Genomic DNA, 20,609 nt, shown 5'->3' with positions numbered 1-20,609 from the left:
GGTTCTCCTTGCGGGTGCTAGCGGCCCAGCCGCGGCGCCGCGTGCTGCCACGCGGCGACGGCCAGGGTGTCGAGGTCGAGGTCGGTCGCTCCGGCGTCGCGGAGCAGGACCAGCACGCCGTCGGCGGCGATGGCGACGGTGCGCAGGCGCAGGCCGGGCAGCCCGGCGGGCTGTCCGGGCAGGGTGAGAACCTGCTGGTAGGACAGGGTTTCCGCGCCGGGGACGACCGGAGCGGGCCCGACGGTCGTCGTCGAGACCGTGGGCACGGCCTGGTCGCCGACGGTGACGCGGGCGCAGCGGCGCGCCTGCGCGGCCCATGCGGTGAGGTCCGGCGGGTGCGGCGTGCGGGCGACGAGTTCGGAGAGCTGCCCGCCGGGAACCGCCGTCTGGAAGCCCTGTCCGGTGACCGCGCCGGGCCGCAGCAGCCGCCCGTGGACGACGTCGGCGCACCCCGCGGTGTCCCTCCGGTCCGCAGTGGACAGTGCGGTGGACAGTGCGGTGGCGACGTCGAACACGTCGCGGACCGCGGGCGGACCGGGGATCGCCTCGGTGGGCAGCAGCGCGGCCGGCGGCACCGCGGGTGGCCCGGGGACCGGGACCGCCGTCGCCGGTTTGGCGGGTGAAATGGTGGCCACGGCGGCCGCGGCGATCAGGAGAAGGGCGACGCGGGCCGGGGGAAAGCGAATTCGGGCAGGCATGAAGAACCCTTCCGGGAGCATTCTCGGGGGAGGTGCGGCCCCTGCGCTGGAACCCATCGCCGGGACGGTCCGAGTGACGACCGATCCGGCGGCACGACGAAGGCTACGCTGGGAAATCGGTTACCGGAAGCACCTCAAGATGGCGTAAACATCGTCGTGTACAGCCGGTGAGCTGCTGCTTTGCAGGTTACTGGCGAGTTCGGCACGGCGTTGTGGCACGGGCGTCCGAGATCGGTGACGCTGCGCGATCGACGACTCACCCGCGTGGGGGAGTTTGTTTCCCTGTCATTCACATTGTCCGCTCACATGCTGGACGGGACAATTGCGCTCGCGGGCGCCTTTCCTTTAGCTTGGCCGCACTCTTCGAATGACCGGGAAAGGAAACGCATGCGCCCTTTCGTGAGGTGGTTCACGGCCTTGACGGCGGCGGCGTGCGCGCTGCCCGGCACGGCCGTGCCGGCTGCGGCCGGGGTACCGGACGCCCGGGCCGACGACGGCTCGCACGTCGTCGCCCAGACCACTGTGGACGGTGACGCGCGGGTGCTCGACCTGACCGTGCGCTCGGCGCGTGTCGGGGGCTACGCGATGGTGCGGCTGATCCTGCCGCGGGCCTGGGCGGCCGAGCCGGACCGGCGCTGGGCGGCGATCTACCTGCTGGCCGGCGAGACCCGGCTGCAGGACTACCGCGGCTGGAGCGCCAACACCGACGTCCGGCGGCTCGCCGACGACGCCGGCGTCCTGGTCGTCATGCCGGGCTCGGGATCCGCGGGCTTCTTCAGCGACTGGTGGAACTACGGCAAGGACCTGGCACTCAACCAGTGGGAGACCTTCACCGCGGTCGAACTGCCGCAGCTGATCGACCGCGGTTACCGCGGGGACGGCCGTCGCGCGGCCGCCGGCCTGTCCCTCGGCGGGTACGGCGCGCTCGAGCTCGCCGCGCGGCGCCCGGGCGTGTTTCGCTACGCCGCCTCCTACAGCGGCAACCTCAACCCGGCCGGCCCGGGCGGCGATCTGCTGACGAACGCCATCGTCACGTCGGCCCGCCTCGACCCCGAAGCCCTGTGGGGCGACCGGCGCCGGGAAGCCGCGCGCTGGGAAGCGCACGACCCGCTGGTGAACGCGGACCGCCTGCGCGGCACCGAGCTGTACCTCTCGGCGGGCAACGGGCTGCCGGGCCCGCTCGACGCCAAGCTCCCGATCGACGTCCTGCCCGGCGCCATGCTCCTGGAGTTCCTGTGCGGCGCCCAGACCACGGCGATGGCCGCCCGGCTGCGCGCCCTCGGCGTCCCGGCGACGGTGGACCTGTACGGGCCGGGCACGCACCAGTGGGCGTACTGGCAGGACCAGTTGCACAAGACGTGGCCTCGGATGCTGCAGGTGCTGGCGTCGTGAAACCGTCCTATGTGGTCACCGGGGCGGCGGGCGGGATCGGCCGCGCCTGCGTGGCGGAGCTGGTCAGGCGGGGCGCCCACGTGTGGGCGAGCGTACGCACCGACGGGGACGAAGCGGAACTCGTGCGCGCGTACGGCGACGCGGTCACGGTGCTGCGGATGGACTTGCGCGACGCGGAGTCGATCGCCCGGTGCGGGCAGCGCGTGGCGGCGGCGGGACCGCTGCGGGGCTTGGTGAACAACGCCGGCCTGGCGCGGCCGGGGCCGCTCGAGCACGTGCCGCTGGCGGCGTTCCGGGAGCAGCTGGAGGTGAACGTCACCGGGCAGCTGGCGGTGACGCGCGCGATGCTGCCGGCCCTGCGGCGCGCGGAATCGGCGCGGGTGGTGACGATCGGCTCGATCGGCGGCCGCATCGCGGGGCCGATGGTCGGGCCCTACCACACGTCGAAGTTCGCGCTGGTCGGCTTGACGGACAGCCTGCGCGCGGAGCTGGCCCCGGAGGGCATCCGGGTCGTGCTGGTCGAGCCGGGAGCGGTGGCCACCCCGATCTGGCCCCGCGCCCGCGCGGCGGCGGAGGAGGTCCGCGCGGCCCTGTCGCCGGCGGCACTGGAAAGGTACGGACACCAGCTGGCGGCGGCGGAGCACAGCGCGGCCCGCTCGGCCCGGACCGGCGTGCCCCCGCGCCGGGCGGCCGAAACGGTGGTCCGAGCCCTGACGGCCCGCCGTCCCGCACCGCGCTATCTGGTGGGCCCGGACGCCCGGCTGGCGGCGGTGCTGGCGAGACTGCCGTTCCGGTTGAGGTACCGCCTGACGGCGGCGAAGCGATGAACGGGTCACACAGTGGTCGGTTGCGCGAGGGCGGCGACGAACCGGTTGCCGAAGGAACCCCTCGCCGGGCCCGTGCCGGAGCGATGCGATGAGCCGCCTGGTCGTCATCGTCGCCCCGGGCTCGCGGGGTGATGTGCAACCGTGCGTGGCGCTCGGCCGGGGGCTTGCCGCCGAGGGGGATCGCGTCCGGGTGCTCGCCGCTCCCGGCTTCCGGGCGCTCGTCGAATCCCACGGCCTTTCCTTCGCGCCCCTCTCGGCGGATCCGGCCACCATCCTCGGCTCGGCCGCCGGGCAGGCGTGGACCGCCGGCCGCCGTCGCGCCTTCCTCTCCGGGATGCGGGCGGTGCTCCGGCCGGTGCTCGACCGGCTGCTCGCCGATGTCCACGCCGGTGCCGCCGGGGCCGACCTCGTGCTCGCGCCCTCACTCGGCTTCCTCGGCGCGCACCTGGGCGCCCACCTCGGCGTTCCCGACGTCGAACTGCACTACCAGCCCAGCGTGCCGACGCGGGCCTTCGCGCACCCGCTGCTGCCCGGGGCCGGCCGGCTCGGCCCGTGGGGGCGGCAGCTCAGCTTCACCGCCGTCGACGCCGTCGCCTGGCAGGTTCTGCGGCCCGAGATCGACCGCTGGCGCGTCGAAACGCTCGGCCTGCCCCCGGCCGGGCCACGCGGCCCGCGGCGACGGTCGGCCGTGCTGTGCGGGTTCTCCGACGCCGTCGTGCCGCGGCCGCCCGACTGGCCCGCCCGCGTGCACGTCACCGGTTACTGGTTCCTCGGCGCCGCCGGCTACCGCGCGGATCCGCGGCTGCGTGACTTCCTCGCCGCGGGACCGCCGCCGGTGTACGTCGGCTTCGGCAGCATGCGGCCCGCCGACGCCGAAGCCACCTTCGCCGTCGTCCGGACGGCGTTGCGCCGGGCCGGGCTGCGCGGAATCCTCGGCGCCGGCCCCGATACCGATGATCTGCCGACCGTCGGGGACGTCCCGCACGAGTGGCTGTTCCCGCGGATGGCCGCCGTCGTCCACCACGGCGGGGCCGGGACCACCGCCGCCGGGTTGCGGGCCGGGGTGCCGTCGCTGGTCTGCCCGGTCTTCTCCGACCAGCCCTACTGGGGCGAACGCGTCTCGCGGCTGAGCGCCGGCCCCAAACCGCTGCCGCTCGCGCAGTTCGACGTCGACACGCTGACCGCGCGGCTGCGGGAGCTGACGGAGAACCCGTTGTTCCGGCGCGGCGCGCAGTACGTCGCCGCGCGCCTGCGGGGCGAGGACGGCGTGGCCCGCGCGTGCTCGGTGCTCCGGGAGCCATAGGGTCAGGCGAAGATCGCCAGTGCGAGCCCGGTGCCGGCGATCACCACGCACGCCGCGAGCGTCGTCCGGCGGTAGTGCAGGATCAGCGCCGCGAACTCGCGCAGCAGCGCGCTCGGCAGGAAGTACCGGGCCGTCGGCGAACCCGTCGCGTGGAACGGCAACCCGAGCCGCCGGCACTCCACCGCCGTCCGGAACACGTGGTAGTTGCTGGTCACGGCCACGACCCGCCGCGCGTCGGCGGGCAGGAGCGCGGCCGAGAACCGGAGATTCTCCTCCGTGGTGCGGGCCTGGTCCTCCCGCCGGATCCGGTCGTCCGGCACACCGCGGTCCCGCAGGTAGGCCTGCATCGCTTCGGCTTCGCTGACCCGCTCGCCGGGACCCCGCCCGCCGGAGACGACCAGCAGCGGCGGCGTCGCCTCCCGGTCGTGGAGCCGGATCGCACGCTCGAGCCGCGCGGCGAGCAGCGGCGGCACGCGCTCGCCGTCCAGGCCGCAGCCGAGCACGATGATCGCGTCGAACCCGCTGCGGCGGCCGATCCGGCTGTACACCACGGAATAGCCGAGCAGCGACAAGAACAGGAACCCGAAGTAGCCGGCCAGCACGGCCGCCACGGCCACCAGCGCCGAACCCCACCGGCCGAGTGGCGCGAAGGCCAGCGCCTCCAGCGTGACCAGTCCGGCGCCGAGGCCGAGTGACAGCAGGTTCCCCGCGCTGCGCCCTTCCCGCCGCCACATCCGGACGCCGTTGGCGATCAGCGCGGCCGGCAGCACGAGGGCGACGAGCACCGCCACGACACCGAGCGACCCCAGCAGCACCGGCGTCAGCCACGCCAGGTCCAGTGCCGTGCGCAACAGCCACAACGCGGTCAGCAGCAGCGCCACACCGAGCCAGACGGCGTTGCCCAGCCGCCGCGGTTCGCGCGCCAGCCGGACGGCGAACACGACGAGGGCCGCCCCGGCGGCGACCGGCAGCACCGCACCGGCGACGTTCACCCCGGCCTCCCTGGATTCCCCATGCGCGGTCCAACCTAGCCGCAGTTGCCCGGACGGGTGATCTGGCAGGGTGAACGAGGGGTAACCGAACCCGCAATTCGCGTGATCCAAGCCGTAACTCGCGTGATCAAGGCCGGAACTCGCGTGATTGAAGCCGTAACTCGCGAGTTCCGGCTTCAATCACGCGGATGACGGGTCGGATCACGCGAGTTCCGGCTCTGATCACGCGCGATCAGCCGGGCGAGACCTGAGCGCGGGGGCGGAAGCGGACTCCGGTCGGCATCGCGCGGTGCGCCCAGCAACCCAGGACGCCGAGCAGGGCGATCTCCAGGACCATCATCAGCCGTTCGATCAGGCCGGTCGCGACGGTCGGCAGGTGGCCGCCGAGGACGTTGACCGCGAACGGGACGATGAACGGCAGGTAGAACGGGATTGCCGCCAGGGCCAGCCGGCGGGACCAGGTGGCGATGCGCCGCCAGTGCGGGTCGTCGCGGTGGCGGCGGCCCAGCGCCCAGCCGACGACCGGCAGGCTCAGGCACGTCACCGCCGAGGCGTACAGGTGGATCTTGCCCGTCGCCGTGATCGCGCCGCCCTGCGGGTCCTTGGCGAACACGGCCACCGCCAGGAGGCTGACGCACCACAGCGCCTTCGCCGCGACGAGCACCGGGCCGGCCAGCAGGCCACGGCGGTAGAGCGCGACCAGCAACAGCGCCGAGCCCGTGCTGGTGAGCAGCAGCGCGCCGTCCCACAGCCGCCGGCCGGGACTCAGCGCGTAGTCGCTGAGCATCGTGCTGACCGGGTCGAGAGGTGCGAGCGTGCGGTCGATGTGCAGCACGGCGAGCAGGACGACGGCGCCGGCGAAGGCGGCGAGGGCCCCGGGCACGAGCAGGCGGGCGCGCAGGCGGGGGCGGACGGGTGCGGGACACAGCATGCAGGGAAACACTCCGGGACGGTTCGGCTGGTTCAGGCGCAGCCGCGGACGCTACCCGTGACCTTTCCGTGACCATTGCCGACGCGCCCGCGCTGTGACGCAGGCCACCGTCAGTGGTCGCCGTCCTGCGGGATTTCGGCCGAATCGGTGAGCCGCAGCTTGCGCCGCGCCCGCTGGTAGAACGTCGTCATCCCGAGCCGGACCACCCGCGCCGCGCTCGGCCGGGCCCGCAGGTCGAGCCGGTCGCCGGGGGAGACGTACCCCTCGACCTGACCGTCGACCTCCACCGCGAGCCGGCCGCTGGTCGGCAGCAGCTCCAGGCTGACCTCGTCGTGCACCGAGAGCACCACGCCCCGGCTGTACGCCGAGTGCGGCGCCGCCGGCGTGACCAGCAGGGCCTCCACGGAGGGGCTGGTGATCGGGCCGCCGGCCGAGAAGCTGTACGCCGTCGATCCGGTCGGGGTCGCCACCACCACCGCGTCGGCCGAGTAGCTGACGAACGGCTGGCCGCCGACGCGCAGGGCGACGACCGCGCTGCCGTTGCCGGGCACGCGCACCACCGCGATGTCGTTGAACGCCGTGATCCGGCGGCCCTGGAGAACCGCGTCCACGGCCAGCCGCGGCTCCACCGTGAACTGGTGTGCGTCGATGGCCGAGAGCGCGCCGGGCAGGTCGGGGACGTCGACCTCGGCCAGGAAGCCGAGCTTGCCGAGGTTCACCCCGAGCACCGGCGCGCGCTGCCCGTCGGCCAGCCGCATGGCCCGCAGCATCGTGCCGTCGCCGCCCAGGCTGACCACCAGGTCGGAGCGGCGCCCGAGCTCCTCGGCCGTCACCCCCACCGCGGCGCAGTTCAGCCGGACGATCTCGTCCTCGATGCCGAGGATCTCGATGTTCCGGTTGCTCGCCCAGCCGAGCACGGCTTCGACGGCGGCCGCGGAATCGCGGCGGGGGTGCAGCACGAGTCCCGCGGCGTGCATGTCAGCGGCTCCGGGCGGGCGAGGTACCGGACGTCATGCGCTCAGTCTGCCCGCTCCCGCCTCGCGCCGCCGCGAGAACCGCAGGGCGCCGTCGTCGATCCGGCCGTGCCGGAGCTTGACGACGTCGTGCGCGTAGCTCATGCCCAGCTGCCACGGCGCCCGCGAACCGGCCTTCGGGAACTCGTCGATCGCCCGCAGGACGTACCCGGCGTCGAAGTCCAGCAACGGCCGCTCGGTGACCGCCGGGTCGTCGTTGACCGGCACGCACTGGTCGTAGCCGTGCCGGTCGAGGTGCCGCAGCAGCCGGACGACGTACTCGCCGACGAGGTCGGCCTTGAGCGTCCACGACGCGTTCGTGTAGCCGATCGTGAAGGCGAAGTTCGGCACGCCGCTGAGCATCATGCCCTTGTAGGCCATGGTTTCCGGCAGCTTCACCGGGTCGCCGTCCACGGACAGCTCGATGCCGCCGAAGGCCAGCAGACGCAGCCCGGTCGCGGTGACGACGACGTCCGCCTCGAGCTCGGCACCCGACTCGAGCCGGATGCCCCGCTCGGTGAACTCGGCGATCCGGTCGGTGACGACGGAGGCGTCACCGCGGCGGATCGAGCGGAACAGGTCGCCGTCCGGGACCAGGCACAGGCGCTGGTCCCACGGCTGGTACCGCGGCTTGAAGTGGGTGTCGACGGCGTACCCGGGCGGCAGCTGCTTCGCCGTGGCCTTGCGGATCAGCGCCTTCACCACGCCCGGGCGGCGCCGGCTGAGCTGGTAGATCAGCGTGCTCACCGCGACGTTCTTCCAGCGCGCGATCGGGTACGCCAGCCGGGGGCCGAGCAGCCCGCGCAGCCGGTTGGCCAGCGCGTCCTCCGACGGCAGCGACAGGATGTAGGTGGGGGAGCGCTGCAGCATCGTCACGTGCGCGGCGCGGTCGGTCATCGCCGGCACGAGCGTCACCGCGGTCGCGCCGCTGCCGATGACGACGACCTTCTTGCCCGCGTAGTCCAGGTCTTCCGGCCAGTGCTGCGGGTGGACGACGGTGCCGCCGAAGTTCTCGAGGCCGGGGAAGTCCGGCGTGTGCCCGGCCGCGTAGTCGTAGTAGCCGCTGCACAGGTACAGGAACTTGGCGGTGAACTCCACCGGGTTCCCGTCGTGCTCGGCCTCGACCGTCCACACCGCGTCCTCGGTGGACCAGGCGGCGCGGACCACCCTGTGCCCGAGCCGGATGTGCCGGTCGATTCCCGCGTCGGCCGCGGTGTCCCGGACGTACCGCAGGATCGACGGCCCGTCCGCGATGGCCTTCGCGTCGGTCCACGGGCGGAACCGGTAACCGAGGGTCTGCATGTCCGAATCGGACCGCACGCCCGGGTAGCGGAACAGGTCCCAGGTGCCGCCGATCGCCTCGCGGGCTTCGAGGATCGCGTAGTCCTTGCGCGGGAACGCCGTCCGCAGGTGGTGGGCCGCCCCGACGCCGGACAGCCCGGCGCCGACGATCAGCACGTCGAGGTGTTCGGTCATGTCACACGGCCTCCGTCCGCCGCGCACGCTGCAGCACGCGCGTCAGCACGGCGTTGTAGTGGGTGGGGGTGATGCGGGCGAGCGCGTCGAACAGGTAGGCGTCCGGGCCGACCAGGATGCGGGCCTTCCCGCGGTCGACGCCGGCGTGGATGATCGCCGCCGCCTTGTCCGGCGACGTCATCGTCATCGCCTCGAACTGCGCGGCCATCTGCTCGTGGGTGCGCCCGCGCCCCTGGGGGTCCCGGCGCACCCGGGCGTTGCGGGCGATGTTCGTGGTGACGCCGCCCGGGTGCACGGTCACCGCGCGGACGTCGGTGTCGCGCAGTTCCTGCCGCAGCGACTCGGTGAAGCCGCGGACCGCGAACTTCGCCGCGCAGTAGGCGCTCTGGTACGGCATCCCGAGCAGGCCGTACACGCTGGAGGTGTTCACGATCGCGCCTTCGCCCTGCTCGACGAGGATCGGCAGGAACGCCCGCGTCCCGTGCACCACGCCGCGGAAGTTGATGTCGTGCAGCCAGTCGTCGTCTTCGGGCACCGCGTCGAGCACGGACGAGGTCACCGCGACGCCGGCGTTGTTGAACACCGCGGCCAGGGGTGCCGGGAGCCACTCGCGGACCTCGCCGGCGAACCGCAGCTGGTCCGCCGCGTCGCGGACGTCGAGGACGCGGGTCAGCACCCGGCCCGGGAGCGCGGCCGCGGTGGCCCTGAGCCCGTCTTCGTCGACGTCGGCGAGGGCGACCGGCGAGCCCAGCCGCGACAGCCGGGTGGCCAGCGCGCGGCCGATGCCGGAGGCTGCACCGGTGATGACCACCGGGCGGCCGGAAATGCTACGAGGCCGGGACATCGCTGCTCCGCACGTGCTCGTCGATGAGGTCGAGGATCGTGGGCCACGCGCCTTCGGGCAGGTCGTGCCCCATGCCGCGGACGGTTTCCAGGCGGGCGCCGCGAATCGCACGGGCGGTCGCGGCGCCGCCGGTGGGGTGGACCATCCGGTCGCGGTCGCCGTGGATCACCAGCGTCGGCGCGGTGATCTTCCGCAGCAGCGGCGTCCGGTTGCCGGACTTCATGATCGCGGCGAGCTGGCGGCCGACGCCGCCGGAGGTCGGGTCGCGGTCCCAGCCCGTGCCGGCCAGCTCGCGCACGAACGCCTCGTCGAACGGGAAGCCGTGCGAGCCGATGTGGCGGAACATCCGGACGGCGCTTTCGGCCGCCTCTTCGCGGGACCTGGGCGGCTTCGCGCCCATCATCCGCAACGTCGAGAGCGCGGGGCGGCCGAGCAGGCGCGATCCGGTCGTCGACATGATCGACGTCAGTGTGCGGATCCGGTCCGGGTGCAGCGCCGCGACGGTCTGGGAGATCATGCCGCCCATGGAGACGCCGGCGATGTGGGCGGTCTCGAGGTCCAGTGCGTCGAACAGGCCGATGGTGTCGGCGGCCATGTCCGTCAGGTCGTACTGCTGGGCGGGGAACCGGCCCGCGAGCATGCCGGGGAGGCTCGGCGGCCGGAAGCGCGGGTGCGTCGATCGCCCGGTGTCGCGGTTGTCGAACCGGATGACCTCGTAGCCGCGCTCGGCGAGCTTCGCGCAGAAGGCGTCGGGCCAGCTGTGCAGCTGCTGCCCGAGCCCGGCGACGAGGACGAGCGGCTCGGCACCGGCGTCCCCGATCCGTTCGCAGGCCAGGGAAATCCCCCGGCCGACGTCGGCGATCTGTTCGGTCATGGATTCCCTCCGGTCATCCGGCGGCGCACGACCGCGCGGCCGCCCTTGGCCGGGGCGTAGGCCACGCCCCGCGAGTGCCAGCGTTCGCCGGGCTCTTCGGTCGGTACCAGCGTGAAGTCCCGCAGCAGCGTCCGCAGCACGACGGTCATTTCCATGGTCGCGAAGGCGGCGCCGAGGCAGCGGCGGGTCCCGCCGCCGAACGGGATCCACTGGTAGAGGTCGGGCCGCGCGCCTTCGAAGCGGTGCGGGTCGAAGGTGGCCGCGTGCGGGAAGACGCGGTCGTCGTCGTGGATGAGCGCGATGCTGACGAGCACCGCGTACCCCTTCGGCAGCGTCCACCGGCCGAGCCGGAAGCCGTCCTGCTTGACCTGCCGGGCGGTGAGGTCGATGACCGGGCGGGTGCGCTGGACCTCGAGGATCGTGGCGTCGAGGAGCTTGGTGTCGTCCGCTTCGGTGAGTTCCGCCAGCAGCGCGGGGTGGCGGCGCAGCCGTTCGACGGCCCAGGCCAGCGTGGTCGCCGTGGTTTCGTGCCCGGCGGTGAGCAGGGTGAGGAGCTGGTCGGAGATCTCTTCTCGGCTCAGCCCGGACCCGTCGTCGTAGCGGGTCTGCAGCATCATCGACAGGACGTCGTCGCGGTCCTTGTCGTCGGCGCGGGCCTTCGCGATCAGGCGGTCGACGATGGCGTCGTACTCGCGCCGCATCCGCTCGAAGCGGCGCCACGGGTTGAAGCGGCCGCGTTTCGGGATCGGCAGCACGGCCAGCCGGGAGCCGAGGGTGACGAACGGCGGGAGGAGTTCGCGCAGCTCGGCGAACTCGGCCCCTTCGGCGCCGAAGACGGCGCGGAGGATGGCGTTGAGGGTGATCCGCATCATCGACGGCAGCGTGGCGAAAGCTTTCCCCTCCGGCCAGGTCGCCAGCTCGCGGACCGTCTCCTCTTCGACGATCTTCTCGTACGCCGCCAGCCGCCGCCCGTGGAACGGCGGGACCAGGAGCTTGCGCTGCCGTTTGTGCTCCGCGCCCGACAACGCGAACATCGACCGCGGCCCGAGCACGCGCCCGAGGTTGACCTCGAGGTTGTCGACGAGCTCGGGCCCGGACGTGAACAGCTGCTTGATCTCGGCGGGGCCGCTGATCACCACGGCGTTGCCGAAGATCGGCACGTTCACCGTGAAGGCGTCCCCGTAGCGGTCCTTGAGCCGCTGCATGCCGCGCAGGGGGCGAGTCAGCGCGTAGGCGCCCTGGACGGCCCGTGGCGCGGTGGGCCCCGGTGGCAGCGTCGCGAGGCGTGTCATGGTCGTCATCGACCCTCCCGGAAAAGTGGTACGCGAACGTACCGTCGGTACGGTACGCCGGTGTACCATCCGGTTTCAAGAGGGAGGTATAGCGTGACTTCCGTGGACGTCGACACCCGCCGGCACCGGCAGCGGCTCCTGGACGGGCTGGCCGAGTCGATCACCGAGACCGGCTTCCGCGACACGACCGTGGCCGACGTCGTCCGCCGCGCCCGCACTTCGCGCCGGACGTTCTACGAGCACTTCTCCAGCCGCGAAGAGTGTTTGATCGCGTTGCTGGCCGAGGCGAACCGGTCGATGATCCAGCGGATCTCCGAGGCGGTGGACCCCCAGGCGCCGTGGAAAGTCCAGGTGCGCCAGGCGATCGAGACGTGGATCGCGTGCGCGGAGTCCGAGCCGGCGATCACGGTGAGCTGGATCCGCGACGTGCCGGCCCTCGGCGCCCCGGCCCGCGAGCTGCAGCGCGACGCGATGGAGGGGTTCATCGCGATGACCCAGCGCCTGACGGACACGCCGGCACTGCGCGCGGCGGGGATCAGCCCACCGTCCCGCCAGCTGTCGATCATGCTGCTGGGCGGCTTGCGCGAGCTGATCGCGACAACCGTGGAGGACGGCGGCCGGGCCGTCGACGTCACCGAGGTCGCGGTGCGCGCGTCGATCGCCCTGCTCGGCCCGGCCTGACCCGAGCGCCCCAAGGTGGCCTTCGGTGCGTTGAACGCAACCAAGGCCGCCTTCGGTGCGTTGAACGCAACCAAGGCCGCCTTGGGGTGCTTGTCGCTGGGCGTCCAGGTCCTGGGCGATCGGCTCGTGCCGGCGGCGGTGCTAGGTCATCGTCGGATCTCCGAGCCCGAGCTCGGGTGGCCGGCCACCCCGCCGGGTCACGACGACCGCCGAGGAAGCGAACGGTGACGTCGGCGCGCCCGGCCGGGACAGCTCCAGCCGCAGCAGGCGTGCGCCCGTCACGTCCAGGTCGATGGCGGCCGGTTTCCCGGCCGAGACGTCGTGTTCGGACCGCGGGGTCCCGTCCAGGACCACGCGGACCCGGCCGACCTGGAACGGGTCCGCGGCGTCGTCGAGCACCCCGGCGACGGTGGTGAACCGCCGGTAGTTGCCGCCGAGGTCCAGTTCGACGAACCCCGGCCCGGTGGCCGACGGTGACGCGGGCCGCAGGACGATGCTCTGCTCGTACTCCTGGCCGCCGATCGACGCCGCTTCGCGGCGGACTCCGTTGCTGGAGCAGAGCCACGGCAGCTCGCTCGCGGGCACCAACTGCTCTTCCACGGCGCCACCGCGCCACGTTCCGCGCCGGGGCATCGGGTACTGGCCTTGCCCGGTGATCGCGGCGAGGAGGTCGGCCACGCCGGTTTCGGTGAATTCGTCGACGTGGTACCGCGTCGTCGAGTGGGCGTTGAGGAAGACCGGGATCTCGTCGACCGAGCGGCCGGGCAGCACGACCGGCAGCACCCGTTCGGTCTCGCGGCGCAGGTCCCGGGTCAGGTTGTTCCGGAGGATCGCCGCCTCGAACTGGGCGCCCCGCCCCTCGTGGGGCAGCGCGCTGCCGTCGGCCCGGCGCTTGTAGTCGGGAGAGGCGACGACCAGGATGAAGTCCGCTTTGGTCAGCTGCTCGGTGGCCCATGCCGACCAGTCCCGGCGCACGTTGTCGTACCAGGCGTCGAGGTGCACGTCCAAGCCGATCCGGGTGCGCAGGAAGGCGGCGAACCGCTCCACGAGCCCTTTGTGTTCCGGAGTGTCGTGCGAGTAGGTCACGAACACCCGGGGCGCTGCACGGTCGGGCATCGGCGCCCCTCCCCGTCGAGTCGGTGAATCACCGATCCTGCCGATCGGCCATTCGGAAAGCAATTTCGCACGCTGGGTGCGTTGCCCTGTCATTTATCCGCCGTCCCTGCATTTGTCAAGCTTTTCGAGCAGGATGGCGGGATTCTCCGACAGTGGCCAGGTATTGGCATCATTCTGTCCAGTTTCCCGCCTTTCCCCGCCGCGCTCGACCGGCCTAGGATGGGCCGTTGCCTGGTGGGGAGCGGTGAAGGAGCGAAGGCACGCGTGTACGAGTACGACGTGTTCATCAGCTACCAACGAGCCGGCCAGGACATTTCGGCGTGGGTGAAAAACCATTTTCGCCCACGGTTGGCCGAAGTGCTCGACAACAACTTCTACCGGGATGTCCGGATTTTCTGCGACGACCAGGTCCGCACCGGCGCGAGCTGGGCGGGGGAGGTGCGCACCGCGCTGCTGCGCACCCGGGTGCTGGTGCCGGTGTGTTCGCCGAAGTACTTCCGGGACGAATGGTGCCTGGCGGAGTGGCATTCCATGGCCGAACGGGAAGCGCTGACCGCACGCACACGACCGTTGATCTACCCCGTGATCTTCTGCGACTCGCGGAACTTCCCGGAGTGGGCCCATGAGCGGCGCTTGCGGGACCTCCAGCAGTGGAACCTCCCCTTCGAGCACTTCCAGACCGCGCCGGCGTATCTCGACTTCCACCAGCAGATCAAGCAGATCGCCGCGGAGCTCGAAGAACTCATCGAACGAGCCCCGGACTGGCGAGCCGACTGGCCGGTGCGCACACCGGCTCCCGAGCCGCCGAAGCGGGCGCAGAAGCCGAGGTTCTGACGGATGCCAGGGTCGGTGTTCACCTTCTACTCCTACAAGGGCGGCGTCGGCCGCAGTTTCACGCTGGCCAACATCGCCGTGCTGCTTGCCCGGTGGGGTCACCGCGTCCTCTGCCTGGACTGGGACCTCGAGGCCCCGGGGCTCGCCGACTACTTCCGGCCGCAGCTTCCGGCGCGGCCGAGCGGGGGCGTGGTCGACATCGTCGACGACTTCCGGCACGGCCGGTTCGCGCCGGAAGCTCACGTCCAGCGGCTGATCGACGTCGGTGTGCTGGACTTCATCGCCTCCGGCCGCGAAGACGGCGGCTACGTCGGGCAGGTGCAGGAAATCGACTGGGACGAGCTGTACGACGACGGGTTCGGCGAATACCTCGAGCAGTGCCGCGAGCACTGGACCGCGCACTACGACTTCGTCCTCATCGACAGCCGGACCGGGATCTCCGACATCGGCGGGATCTGCACGGCGCACCTGCCGGACTACCTCGTCCTGCTGTTCACCGCCAACCGGCAGAGCATCCTCGGCGCGCTGGAGGCGGCCCGGCGCGCCGACGCGGCCCGCAACCTCCTGCCCTTCGACCGCGCGCGGCTGACCGTCCTGCCGGTGCTGTCGAGGTTCGACAACCGGGAAGAGTACGACCGGTCGGAGGCGTGGCGCCGCATCGTCGTCGACGAGACGGCCGAGCTGTACCGCACGTGGGTCGACCAGACGGTGGAGCCGGCAACGATGGCCCGTCACCTCACGTTGCCGTACGTGTCGTACTGGAGTTTCGGCGAGCAGCTGCCGGTGCTGTCGGAACAGACGCCGAGCGCGGACCAGATCGGCTTCGCCCTCGAGACGGTCGCGGCGGTGATCGCCTGCCGCCTCGACCGCACGGACCTGCTGGCGGAAAACCGCGATGCGTATGTGGCAGTGGTGCGCGCGAGCCGCCAGGAGTTCAAGCACGAACTGCGCGTCAGCATCCCGAGGGCGGCGTTCGGCCCGGCCGGCGACCTGGTCGAGGAACTGAAGAAGCTCGACGTCCGGGTGGTGAAATCCCTTTCCGGCGACCGTTCCCTCCTGGCCCGGGCGGAGGACGACGCACGGCACCTGTGCCTGATCGTCGACGGCAAGGTGAGCCGCTGGCAGTCGGCCGAGGTCGAGCTGTTCCTGCACCGCACGCTGGGCCAGAACCGCCGCGTGATCCCGATCCTGACGCAAGGCACGGAGGCCGCGGGGCTGCCGGGGTACGTGGGCAATCTCCGGTACCTGCGCTTGGGCGCCCGGGGCCCGGCCGGCGTGGCCCGCGACTTGGTCGGTCAGCTGCGGGGCCAGTCTGCGCTGGTCGACGCGGACGACGAGTTCGATCTTCCCGCGCTGCTCGCCCAGGTCCGCGGCAGCCGGCTGCGCCCATCCCGCTGGGACCTTGTAGACGAGCTGATCACGGCGTTGCAGACGGCCGTCGGCGCGAGCGACGGCGGGCGAACCCGCGACTTGGCCGCGGACCTCGAGGTAGCGGTGAAGCCCCGTTCCGCGAACGGCCACGACCACCACGCGGCGCCACCGAGGATCAGCCGGTCGATCGACTGGCTCCTGCGGACACTCGCCACCCGCGCCCAGACCACGACGAAGCCGAACCACCGGAAGGATCTCGGATGACCGACCGCTTGGGCCACACCCAGACCGCGGCAATGTTCACGCTGATGGTGCTGGGCCGGGAAGTGCCTAATTCGGAGCTGAAGAAGCTGGTGGGCTTCACGCTCATCAAGCCGGAACGCAATGAGCTGGAGGCCATGGGGTACATCAGCAGCAAGAAGGTCGGAAGTTCCTACGTGAACGAGCTGACCGATGCGGGGTGGGCCTGGTGCGAAAAGGAGATCGCGGCGAAGACACCACCGCCGCCGCGACCGCAGAGCCGGGTGTGCTCTGCCCTCTATGTGGTTCTGGGCGTTCTCGACGAGTTTCTCCATCGCCGGAACCTGCGATTGGCCGATGTCTTCCCTTTGCCGGAGGAGAGCCAGGCCGACCCTGTGACGTCCGTGGCCGAGGAGGAGCCGGAAGCCGACCTTGAAACCCGCATCCGTGTCGCTTATCGCGAGCTCGTACGCGAACCCCGAGGCTGGGTGGGGCTGGTCGACCTGCGACCGAAGCTCAGCGCGCCGGCCGCGGAGGTCGATGCCCTGCTCAAGGAGCTGAGCCGCGCCGGGAAGGTCCACCTCGTCCCGGAGGACAACCGCAAGGCGCTCACCGCCGCCGACCACGAGGCGGCGATCCGCATCGGCGGTGAGGACAACCACCTGCTCTCGATCGAGGCTTTGTGATGGACCAGTTGAAGGCACTGGCAACGCTGAGTTTCGACTGGGCGGACGCGCCAGATCACGTCTGGCGCGACTCCCCCTACCACGTCGACGGCCTGCATGGCGACGCACTCGCTGCGATCGACACGGGCATCCGCGATGCCGCGGCCAGCGACGGACCCAGCCCGATCGGGCTCGTCCTGCGCGGGCCGAAGGGCGTCGGCAAGACCCACCTGCTGGGCCTCGTCCGGCGTCAGGTCCACCGCGCGCGGGGATACTTCTTCCTCGACGACGTCACGGCGGCGGAAGCGTTCTGGGAGAACACGGCGGAGGCGCTGCGCCGCGGCCTGGCCCACCCGGATGATTCGGGCGAGTCGCAGCTGAAGCGGTTCTTGCTGCGCGTGTGCCTTCGCGCTCACGTCGATGCCGGCGTCGAGGCGAGGATCCGACGCGGGCGCGGCCTGACGGTGGACGACGTCGAAGCCTTCATCGAAGGCGTGGAGGCCCTCGATGAGATGGTCGCGGACGAATGCGGGGACACCGCGCGGGCCCTCGTGCTCATTGCCAGCAAGAATCCTGGTACCAAGTACATTGGCGAAGACTTTCTCGACGGGGACGAGCAGATCACGCCGGAAGCCCGGCAGTGGAACATCTACTCGCGGCCGAAGCCCGCCCGTGTCCTCGTGCGGGAGATCACCCGGCTGCTGGCGCTCACAGGACCGGTCGTGATCGCCGTGGACCAGCTCGACACCCTCGTCGCCGAATCCGCTCAGCGCACGCAGGAAATCGGGAACAGCGACGAGGAAAACCTGCTCGTGGCCCGGATCGCCGACGGGCTTATGGGGCTGCGCGAAGTCACTCACAAGACCCTCACCGTGCTGACTTGCTTGCCCAGCACCTGGGACCAGATCAGCTCCAAGGCGGCCGGGACCGTGCCCGACCGGTTCCGCACATCGGTCACCCTCGGCCGGATCCTCGACGCCGAGGTCGGCCGTACGCTCGTGGCCAAGCGGCTCGGGGTCGCTTACGAATCGATGGGCTTCACCCCTCCGCACGCGACCTGGCCCGTCGCGCCCGTGGCGTTCGCGGAACCTTGGGAACAGTGGACGCCGCGGCAGCTGCTGAAACGCATCGGCGCGCACATCGAACTGTGCCTGCGCGCCGGTCAGGTGCAGGAACTCAGCTCTTTCGACGAGAAGGCCGTGGTGCCGGTTGTCCCGGTGCGCATCGCGGTCGAGCACGACCAGTTCGCCGACCTTGACGCCGACTTCGAGAAGTTGCAGGCGGAGGCGGATCCGGGCACGTTGCTCGCGGAGAAGACCGTGGACAGGGCCATGCCGCACCTCCTCTCTGCAGCTTTGCGCTGCTGGGTCACCGAGGTCGGGGACGATGAACTCGAATGGTCCTGTGAGCGCCAGAACGGGCGCAGCGAGGTGCACGCCTGGCTGTCCCGGACCCTCGACGAGGCCGCTGATCTGCAGGAGCACTGGGCGTTCCGGGCGATCGCTGCCCGCGATCCCCGGGCGGCGCTGAGCCGGTTCCGGAAGGCACGCTCCGCGGCGGGCCAATTGCACGGGGCGGACAACCGGCACCTGGTCATCCTCCGGGACGCCTGGGGCCGCGGGGCCAAGACCCGCGAAGAGGTCGAGAAGTTCACCGCCGCGGGCGGCCGGACGATCCGGCTTTCGGATGCCGACGTGCGGACCTTCTGGGCGTTGCAGAAGATGCTCGGCAACGGCGGCCGCGAGCTGCACGAGTGGCTGATCGACCGGCGGCCCGCCAGCCGGTCGGATCTGCTGTCCGCCGTTCTGCCCGGGAAGCCGTCCGAAACGCCGGCCGGCGTCGGCGCCGAGAAGGCGTCCGGGCCGCCCGCCGGAGTCACGCACCCCCCGCCCGCCGAAGACGAATTCACGCTCGGGACCGTCGTCGGCTCGGGGGAGCCCGTGCGGCTCGAACTCTCCGCGCTGCGCAAGCACGCCGCCGTCTTCGCCGGGTCCGGTTCGGGGAAGACCGTGCTGCTCCGGCGGATCGTCGAGGAATGTGCCCTGCGCGGGGTCTCCGCGATCGTCCTGGACCCCAACAACGACCTCGCCCGGCTCGGGGACGCCTGGCCCGCGCCGCCCGGCGGCTGGGCGCCCGGTGACGCCGAGCTGGCCGAGCAGTACCTCGCCGGAACCGACGTCGTCGTCTGGACGCCCGGGCGGGCCACCGGGCGGCCCCTGGCCTTCCGGCCCTTGCCCGACTTCGCCGGCGTGCTCGACGACATCGACGAGTTCACCGCCGCCGTCGAGGTGGCCGTCGCGACGCTGGCGCCTCAGGCGCGGCTCACCGGCTCCACCGCGAAAGCCGGCATCGGCCTGGCCGTGCTCCGGCAGGCCGTCGTCCACCACGCGCGGACCGGGTCGCGCAGCCTGCCGGACCTGGTCGAGCTCATGGCGGACCTGCCGGCGGACGTCAGCAACCTCAACGACGCCAAGCGGATCGCCGCCGACCTCGCCGAAGTCCTCAAGGCCGCGATGGTCAACGACCCGCTCTTCGCCGGCGGCGGCGAGCCGGTCGACCCGGGCACGCTGCTGACGCCGTCCGGCGGCAGACGGGCCCGCGTCTCCGTGATCAGCTTCGTCGGGCTGCCGGCGGAAGAACAGCGCCAGAACTTCGTCAACCAGCTGCAGATGGAACTGTTCGCCTGGATCAAACGCCACCCGGCGGGCGACCGGCCGCTGGGCGCCTTGTTCGTCATGGACGAAGCCCAGACGCTGGCCTCCTCCGGGAGCCTCACGGCGAGCACGCGCAGCACGATCGTGCTCGCTTCCCAGGCCCGCAAGTACGGTCTGGGCCTGTTGTTCGCGACGCAGGCGCCGAAGGGGCTGCACAACCAGGTGGCCGGCAACGCGATGACCCAGTTCTTCGGCCGCCTCAACAGCCCGGCCCAGATCGCCGCGGCCAACGAACTGGCCCGCGCGAAAGGAAGCCCGGTCGCGGACATCTCCCGGCTCGAACGCGCGCAGTTCTACGTCGCGGGGGAGGCGTTCGGCTTCCGCCAGGTGGCGACGCCGCTGTGCCTGTCCCACCACCCGGCCAGCCCGCTGCGGCTGGAAGAGGTGATCGCCCGGGCCCGGGAAACCGGAGGGTGAGCGCGGCCGGCTCCACCCGCGGTCCGCCGTGCGCCGCTGATCCGTCCTGATCGGACGGTGGCGGCGCACGGCGGACGCGCGGGTCAGTCCGCTTCGGGGAAGTGGATGTCGGTGATGTGGACGTCGACGACCTCGACGTCGAGGCCCAGGTACTGCTCGACGGCGTCGATCACCGCGACGCGGAGCTGCTCGCCCAGCGCCTTGACCGCGTGGCCGAACTCGATCACCAGCGGGATGGTGACCCAGGCGACCTCGTCGGCGAGCTCGACCTTGATGCCGTCCTCGGCGACGCTGTGCACGCCCTCGGTGCGGCCGGCGATCCGCAGGACGATCTTGCCGACCACGCCGTCCGCGATCGTGGTGCTGCCGCGGGAACCCGCGGCCGGGCGGGCCGCGGCCGGCGCGGCTTCGGCGACCGGCTCGGTCTCGGCGACCGGGTCGGCTTCGGCCACCGCGACCGGCTCGGCCGGGTCCTCGGTGGCGTTCGGGTCCGTGTCGTCGTCTTCGGTCTCGGCGACCTCTTCCGCGGAGTCCACGGCGTCTTCGGAGTCCGCGGCGTCTTCGGCGTCGGCCGTGTCTTCCGCGGCGTCCGCGGTTTCGGCCGCGTCGTCTTCGGTTGCGTCCTCGGCGGTTTCCGTCGTGGTCTCGGCCTCCGGCGCGGAATCCGCTTCCTCGACGACGACCGCCTCCTCCGGAACGCTCTCGGCGGCGGGCGCGTCGGCGACCTCCGGGGCGGGCTGGGCGGTGCCGTAGGCGTACCCGCCCTCCACGGTGTTTTCGTTCTTGGGACGGCCGAAGATGCCGTTCATGACGTCGGACATGGTTTCCCTTTCCGGGAGCGACGACTACCTGTGGGGACAGCAGACGGCGATATGCTAGGGGACGGCCCGTGACGTGCGTCACGGGCCCCCGCCTTCGAGACTCGCTTG

General features: G+C 71.8%; 18 protein-coding genes. 8 read left to right on the top strand and 10 right to left on the bottom strand.

Annotation, left to right across the window (positions count from 1 at the left end; genetic code table 11):
- Nucleotides 1-17 precede the first annotated feature (17 nt).
- Nucleotides 18-698, bottom strand: coding sequence for a hypothetical protein (locus ACLJQE_RS29060; RefSeq protein WP_410642616.1), 681 nt, complete (start codon nt 696-698; stop codon nt 18-20).
- Between the two features lie 387 nt (nt 699-1,085).
- Between ACLJQE_RS29060 and ACLJQE_RS29055 the strand changes: the two genes are divergently transcribed.
- The 3 genes from ACLJQE_RS29055 to ACLJQE_RS29045 all read left to right on the top strand — a co-directional run bounded on the left by ACLJQE_RS29055 (nt 1,086) and on the right by ACLJQE_RS29045 (nt 4,220).
- The gene (locus tag ACLJQE_RS29055; RefSeq protein ID WP_410642615.1) at nt 1,086-2,090 is read left to right on the top strand and encodes an alpha/beta hydrolase; all 1,005 of its coding nucleotides are present in this window, start codon (nt 1,086-1,088) and stop codon (nt 2,088-2,090) included.
- Nucleotides 2,087-2,917 (top strand): SDR family NAD(P)-dependent oxidoreductase, encoded by an 831-nt coding sequence (locus ACLJQE_RS29050; RefSeq protein WP_410642614.1) that lies wholly within the window; start codon nt 2,087-2,089, stop codon nt 2,915-2,917. Before ACLJQE_RS29055 ends, ACLJQE_RS29050 begins: the two co-directional genes overlap by 4 nt.
- An 88-nt stretch (nt 2,918-3,005) precedes the next feature.
- Nucleotides 3,006-4,220, top strand: coding sequence for a glycosyltransferase (locus ACLJQE_RS29045; RefSeq protein WP_410642613.1), 1,215 nt, complete (start codon nt 3,006-3,008; stop codon nt 4,218-4,220).
- 2 nt (nt 4,221-4,222) lie between these two features.
- Here the strand turns inward: ACLJQE_RS29045 and ACLJQE_RS29040 are convergent, their stop codons facing one another.
- The 7 genes from ACLJQE_RS29040 to ACLJQE_RS29010 form a co-directional block, all read right to left on the bottom strand.
- Nucleotides 4,223-5,212 carry a YdcF family protein gene (locus ACLJQE_RS29040; protein WP_410642612.1) on the bottom strand — a complete coding sequence of 330 codons (990 nt, stop codon included), beginning with the start codon at nt 5,210-5,212 and terminating at the stop codon, nt 4,223-4,225.
- A 232-nt stretch (nt 5,213-5,444) separates the two neighbouring features.
- Nucleotides 5,445-6,143, bottom strand: a complete 699-nt coding sequence (locus ACLJQE_RS29035) for a DUF998 domain-containing protein (protein WP_410642611.1) — start codon at nt 6,141-6,143, stop codon at nt 5,445-5,447.
- A gap of 110 nt (nt 6,144-6,253) precedes the next feature.
- Entirely contained in the window at nt 6,254-7,120 is an 867-nt protein-coding gene (locus ACLJQE_RS29030; RefSeq protein ID WP_410642610.1) for an NAD(+)/NADH kinase, read from the bottom strand.
- 33 nt (nt 7,121-7,153) lie between these two features.
- Nucleotides 7,154-8,632, bottom strand: coding sequence for a flavin-containing monooxygenase (locus ACLJQE_RS29025; RefSeq protein ID WP_410642609.1), 1,479 nt, complete (start codon nt 8,630-8,632; stop codon nt 7,154-7,156).
- Between the two features lies 1 nt (nt 8,633).
- A complete protein-coding gene (locus tag ACLJQE_RS29020; RefSeq protein ID WP_410642608.1) occupies nt 8,634-9,476 on the bottom strand; it encodes an SDR family NAD(P)-dependent oxidoreductase in 843 nt (280 codons plus the stop codon).
- A complete protein-coding gene (locus ACLJQE_RS29015) occupies nt 9,460-10,350 on the bottom strand; it encodes an alpha/beta fold hydrolase (protein ID WP_410642606.1) in 891 nt (296 codons plus the stop codon). Before ACLJQE_RS29015 ends, ACLJQE_RS29020 begins: the two co-directional genes overlap by 17 nt.
- Nucleotides 10,347-11,651, bottom strand: coding sequence for a cytochrome P450 (locus ACLJQE_RS29010; protein ID WP_410642605.1), 1,305 nt, complete (start codon nt 11,649-11,651; stop codon nt 10,347-10,349). The genes ACLJQE_RS29015 and ACLJQE_RS29010 overlap by 4 nt, the downstream gene beginning before the upstream one ends.
- 84 nt (nt 11,652-11,735) lie before the next feature.
- On the opposite strand from ACLJQE_RS29010, the gene ACLJQE_RS29005 reads away from it, so the two are divergent.
- A complete protein-coding gene (locus ACLJQE_RS29005) occupies nt 11,736-12,323 on the top strand; it encodes a TetR/AcrR family transcriptional regulator (RefSeq protein WP_410642604.1) in 588 nt (195 codons plus the stop codon).
- A gap of 141 nt (nt 12,324-12,464) precedes the next feature.
- Here the strand turns inward: ACLJQE_RS29005 and ACLJQE_RS29000 are convergent, their stop codons facing one another.
- Entirely contained in the window at nt 12,465-13,439 is a 975-nt protein-coding gene (locus tag ACLJQE_RS29000; RefSeq protein ID WP_410642603.1) for an SEFIR domain-containing protein, read from the bottom strand.
- 81 nt (nt 13,440-13,520) lie between these two features.
- Here ACLJQE_RS29000 and ACLJQE_RS28995 point away from each other — a divergent pair, with 81 nt between their 5' ends.
- The 4 genes from ACLJQE_RS28995 to ACLJQE_RS28980 are packed head-to-tail and all read left to right on the top strand — an operon-like array spanning nt 13,521 to nt 19,680.
- A complete protein-coding gene (locus tag ACLJQE_RS28995; RefSeq protein WP_410642602.1) occupies nt 13,521-14,273 on the top strand; it encodes a TIR domain-containing protein in 753 nt (250 codons plus the stop codon).
- Nucleotides 14,274-14,276: 3 nt separating this feature from the next.
- Nucleotides 14,277-15,908 carry a KGGVGR-motif variant AAA ATPase gene (locus tag ACLJQE_RS28990; RefSeq protein WP_410642601.1) on the top strand — a complete coding sequence of 544 codons (1,632 nt, stop codon included), beginning with the start codon at nt 14,277-14,279 and terminating at the stop codon, nt 15,906-15,908.
- Entirely contained in the window at nt 15,905-16,570 is a 666-nt protein-coding gene (locus tag ACLJQE_RS28985) for a hypothetical protein (RefSeq protein ID WP_410642599.1), read from the top strand. Before ACLJQE_RS28990 ends, ACLJQE_RS28985 begins: the two co-directional genes overlap by 4 nt.
- Nucleotides 16,570-19,680 carry a helicase HerA domain-containing protein gene (locus ACLJQE_RS28980; protein WP_410642598.1) on the top strand — a complete coding sequence of 1,037 codons (3,111 nt, stop codon included), beginning with the start codon at nt 16,570-16,572 and terminating at the stop codon, nt 19,678-19,680. The genes ACLJQE_RS28985 and ACLJQE_RS28980 overlap by 1 nt, the downstream gene beginning before the upstream one ends.
- An 83-nt stretch (nt 19,681-19,763) precedes the next feature.
- Here ACLJQE_RS28980 and ACLJQE_RS28975 read toward each other — a convergent pair whose 3' ends face one another.
- Nucleotides 19,764-20,501 carry an Asp23/Gls24 family envelope stress response protein gene (locus ACLJQE_RS28975; RefSeq protein ID WP_410642597.1) on the bottom strand — a complete coding sequence of 246 codons (738 nt, stop codon included), beginning with the start codon at nt 20,499-20,501 and terminating at the stop codon, nt 19,764-19,766.
- Between the last annotated feature and the right edge of the window lie 108 nt (nt 20,502-20,609).

Origin of the sequence: Amycolatopsis sp. lyj-346, from assembly GCF_046548975.1 — a bacterium.
Lineage (GTDB): Bacteria > Actinomycetota > Actinomycetes > Mycobacteriales > Pseudonocardiaceae > Amycolatopsis.
This window is presented reverse-complemented; position numbering and strand designations above follow the sequence as displayed.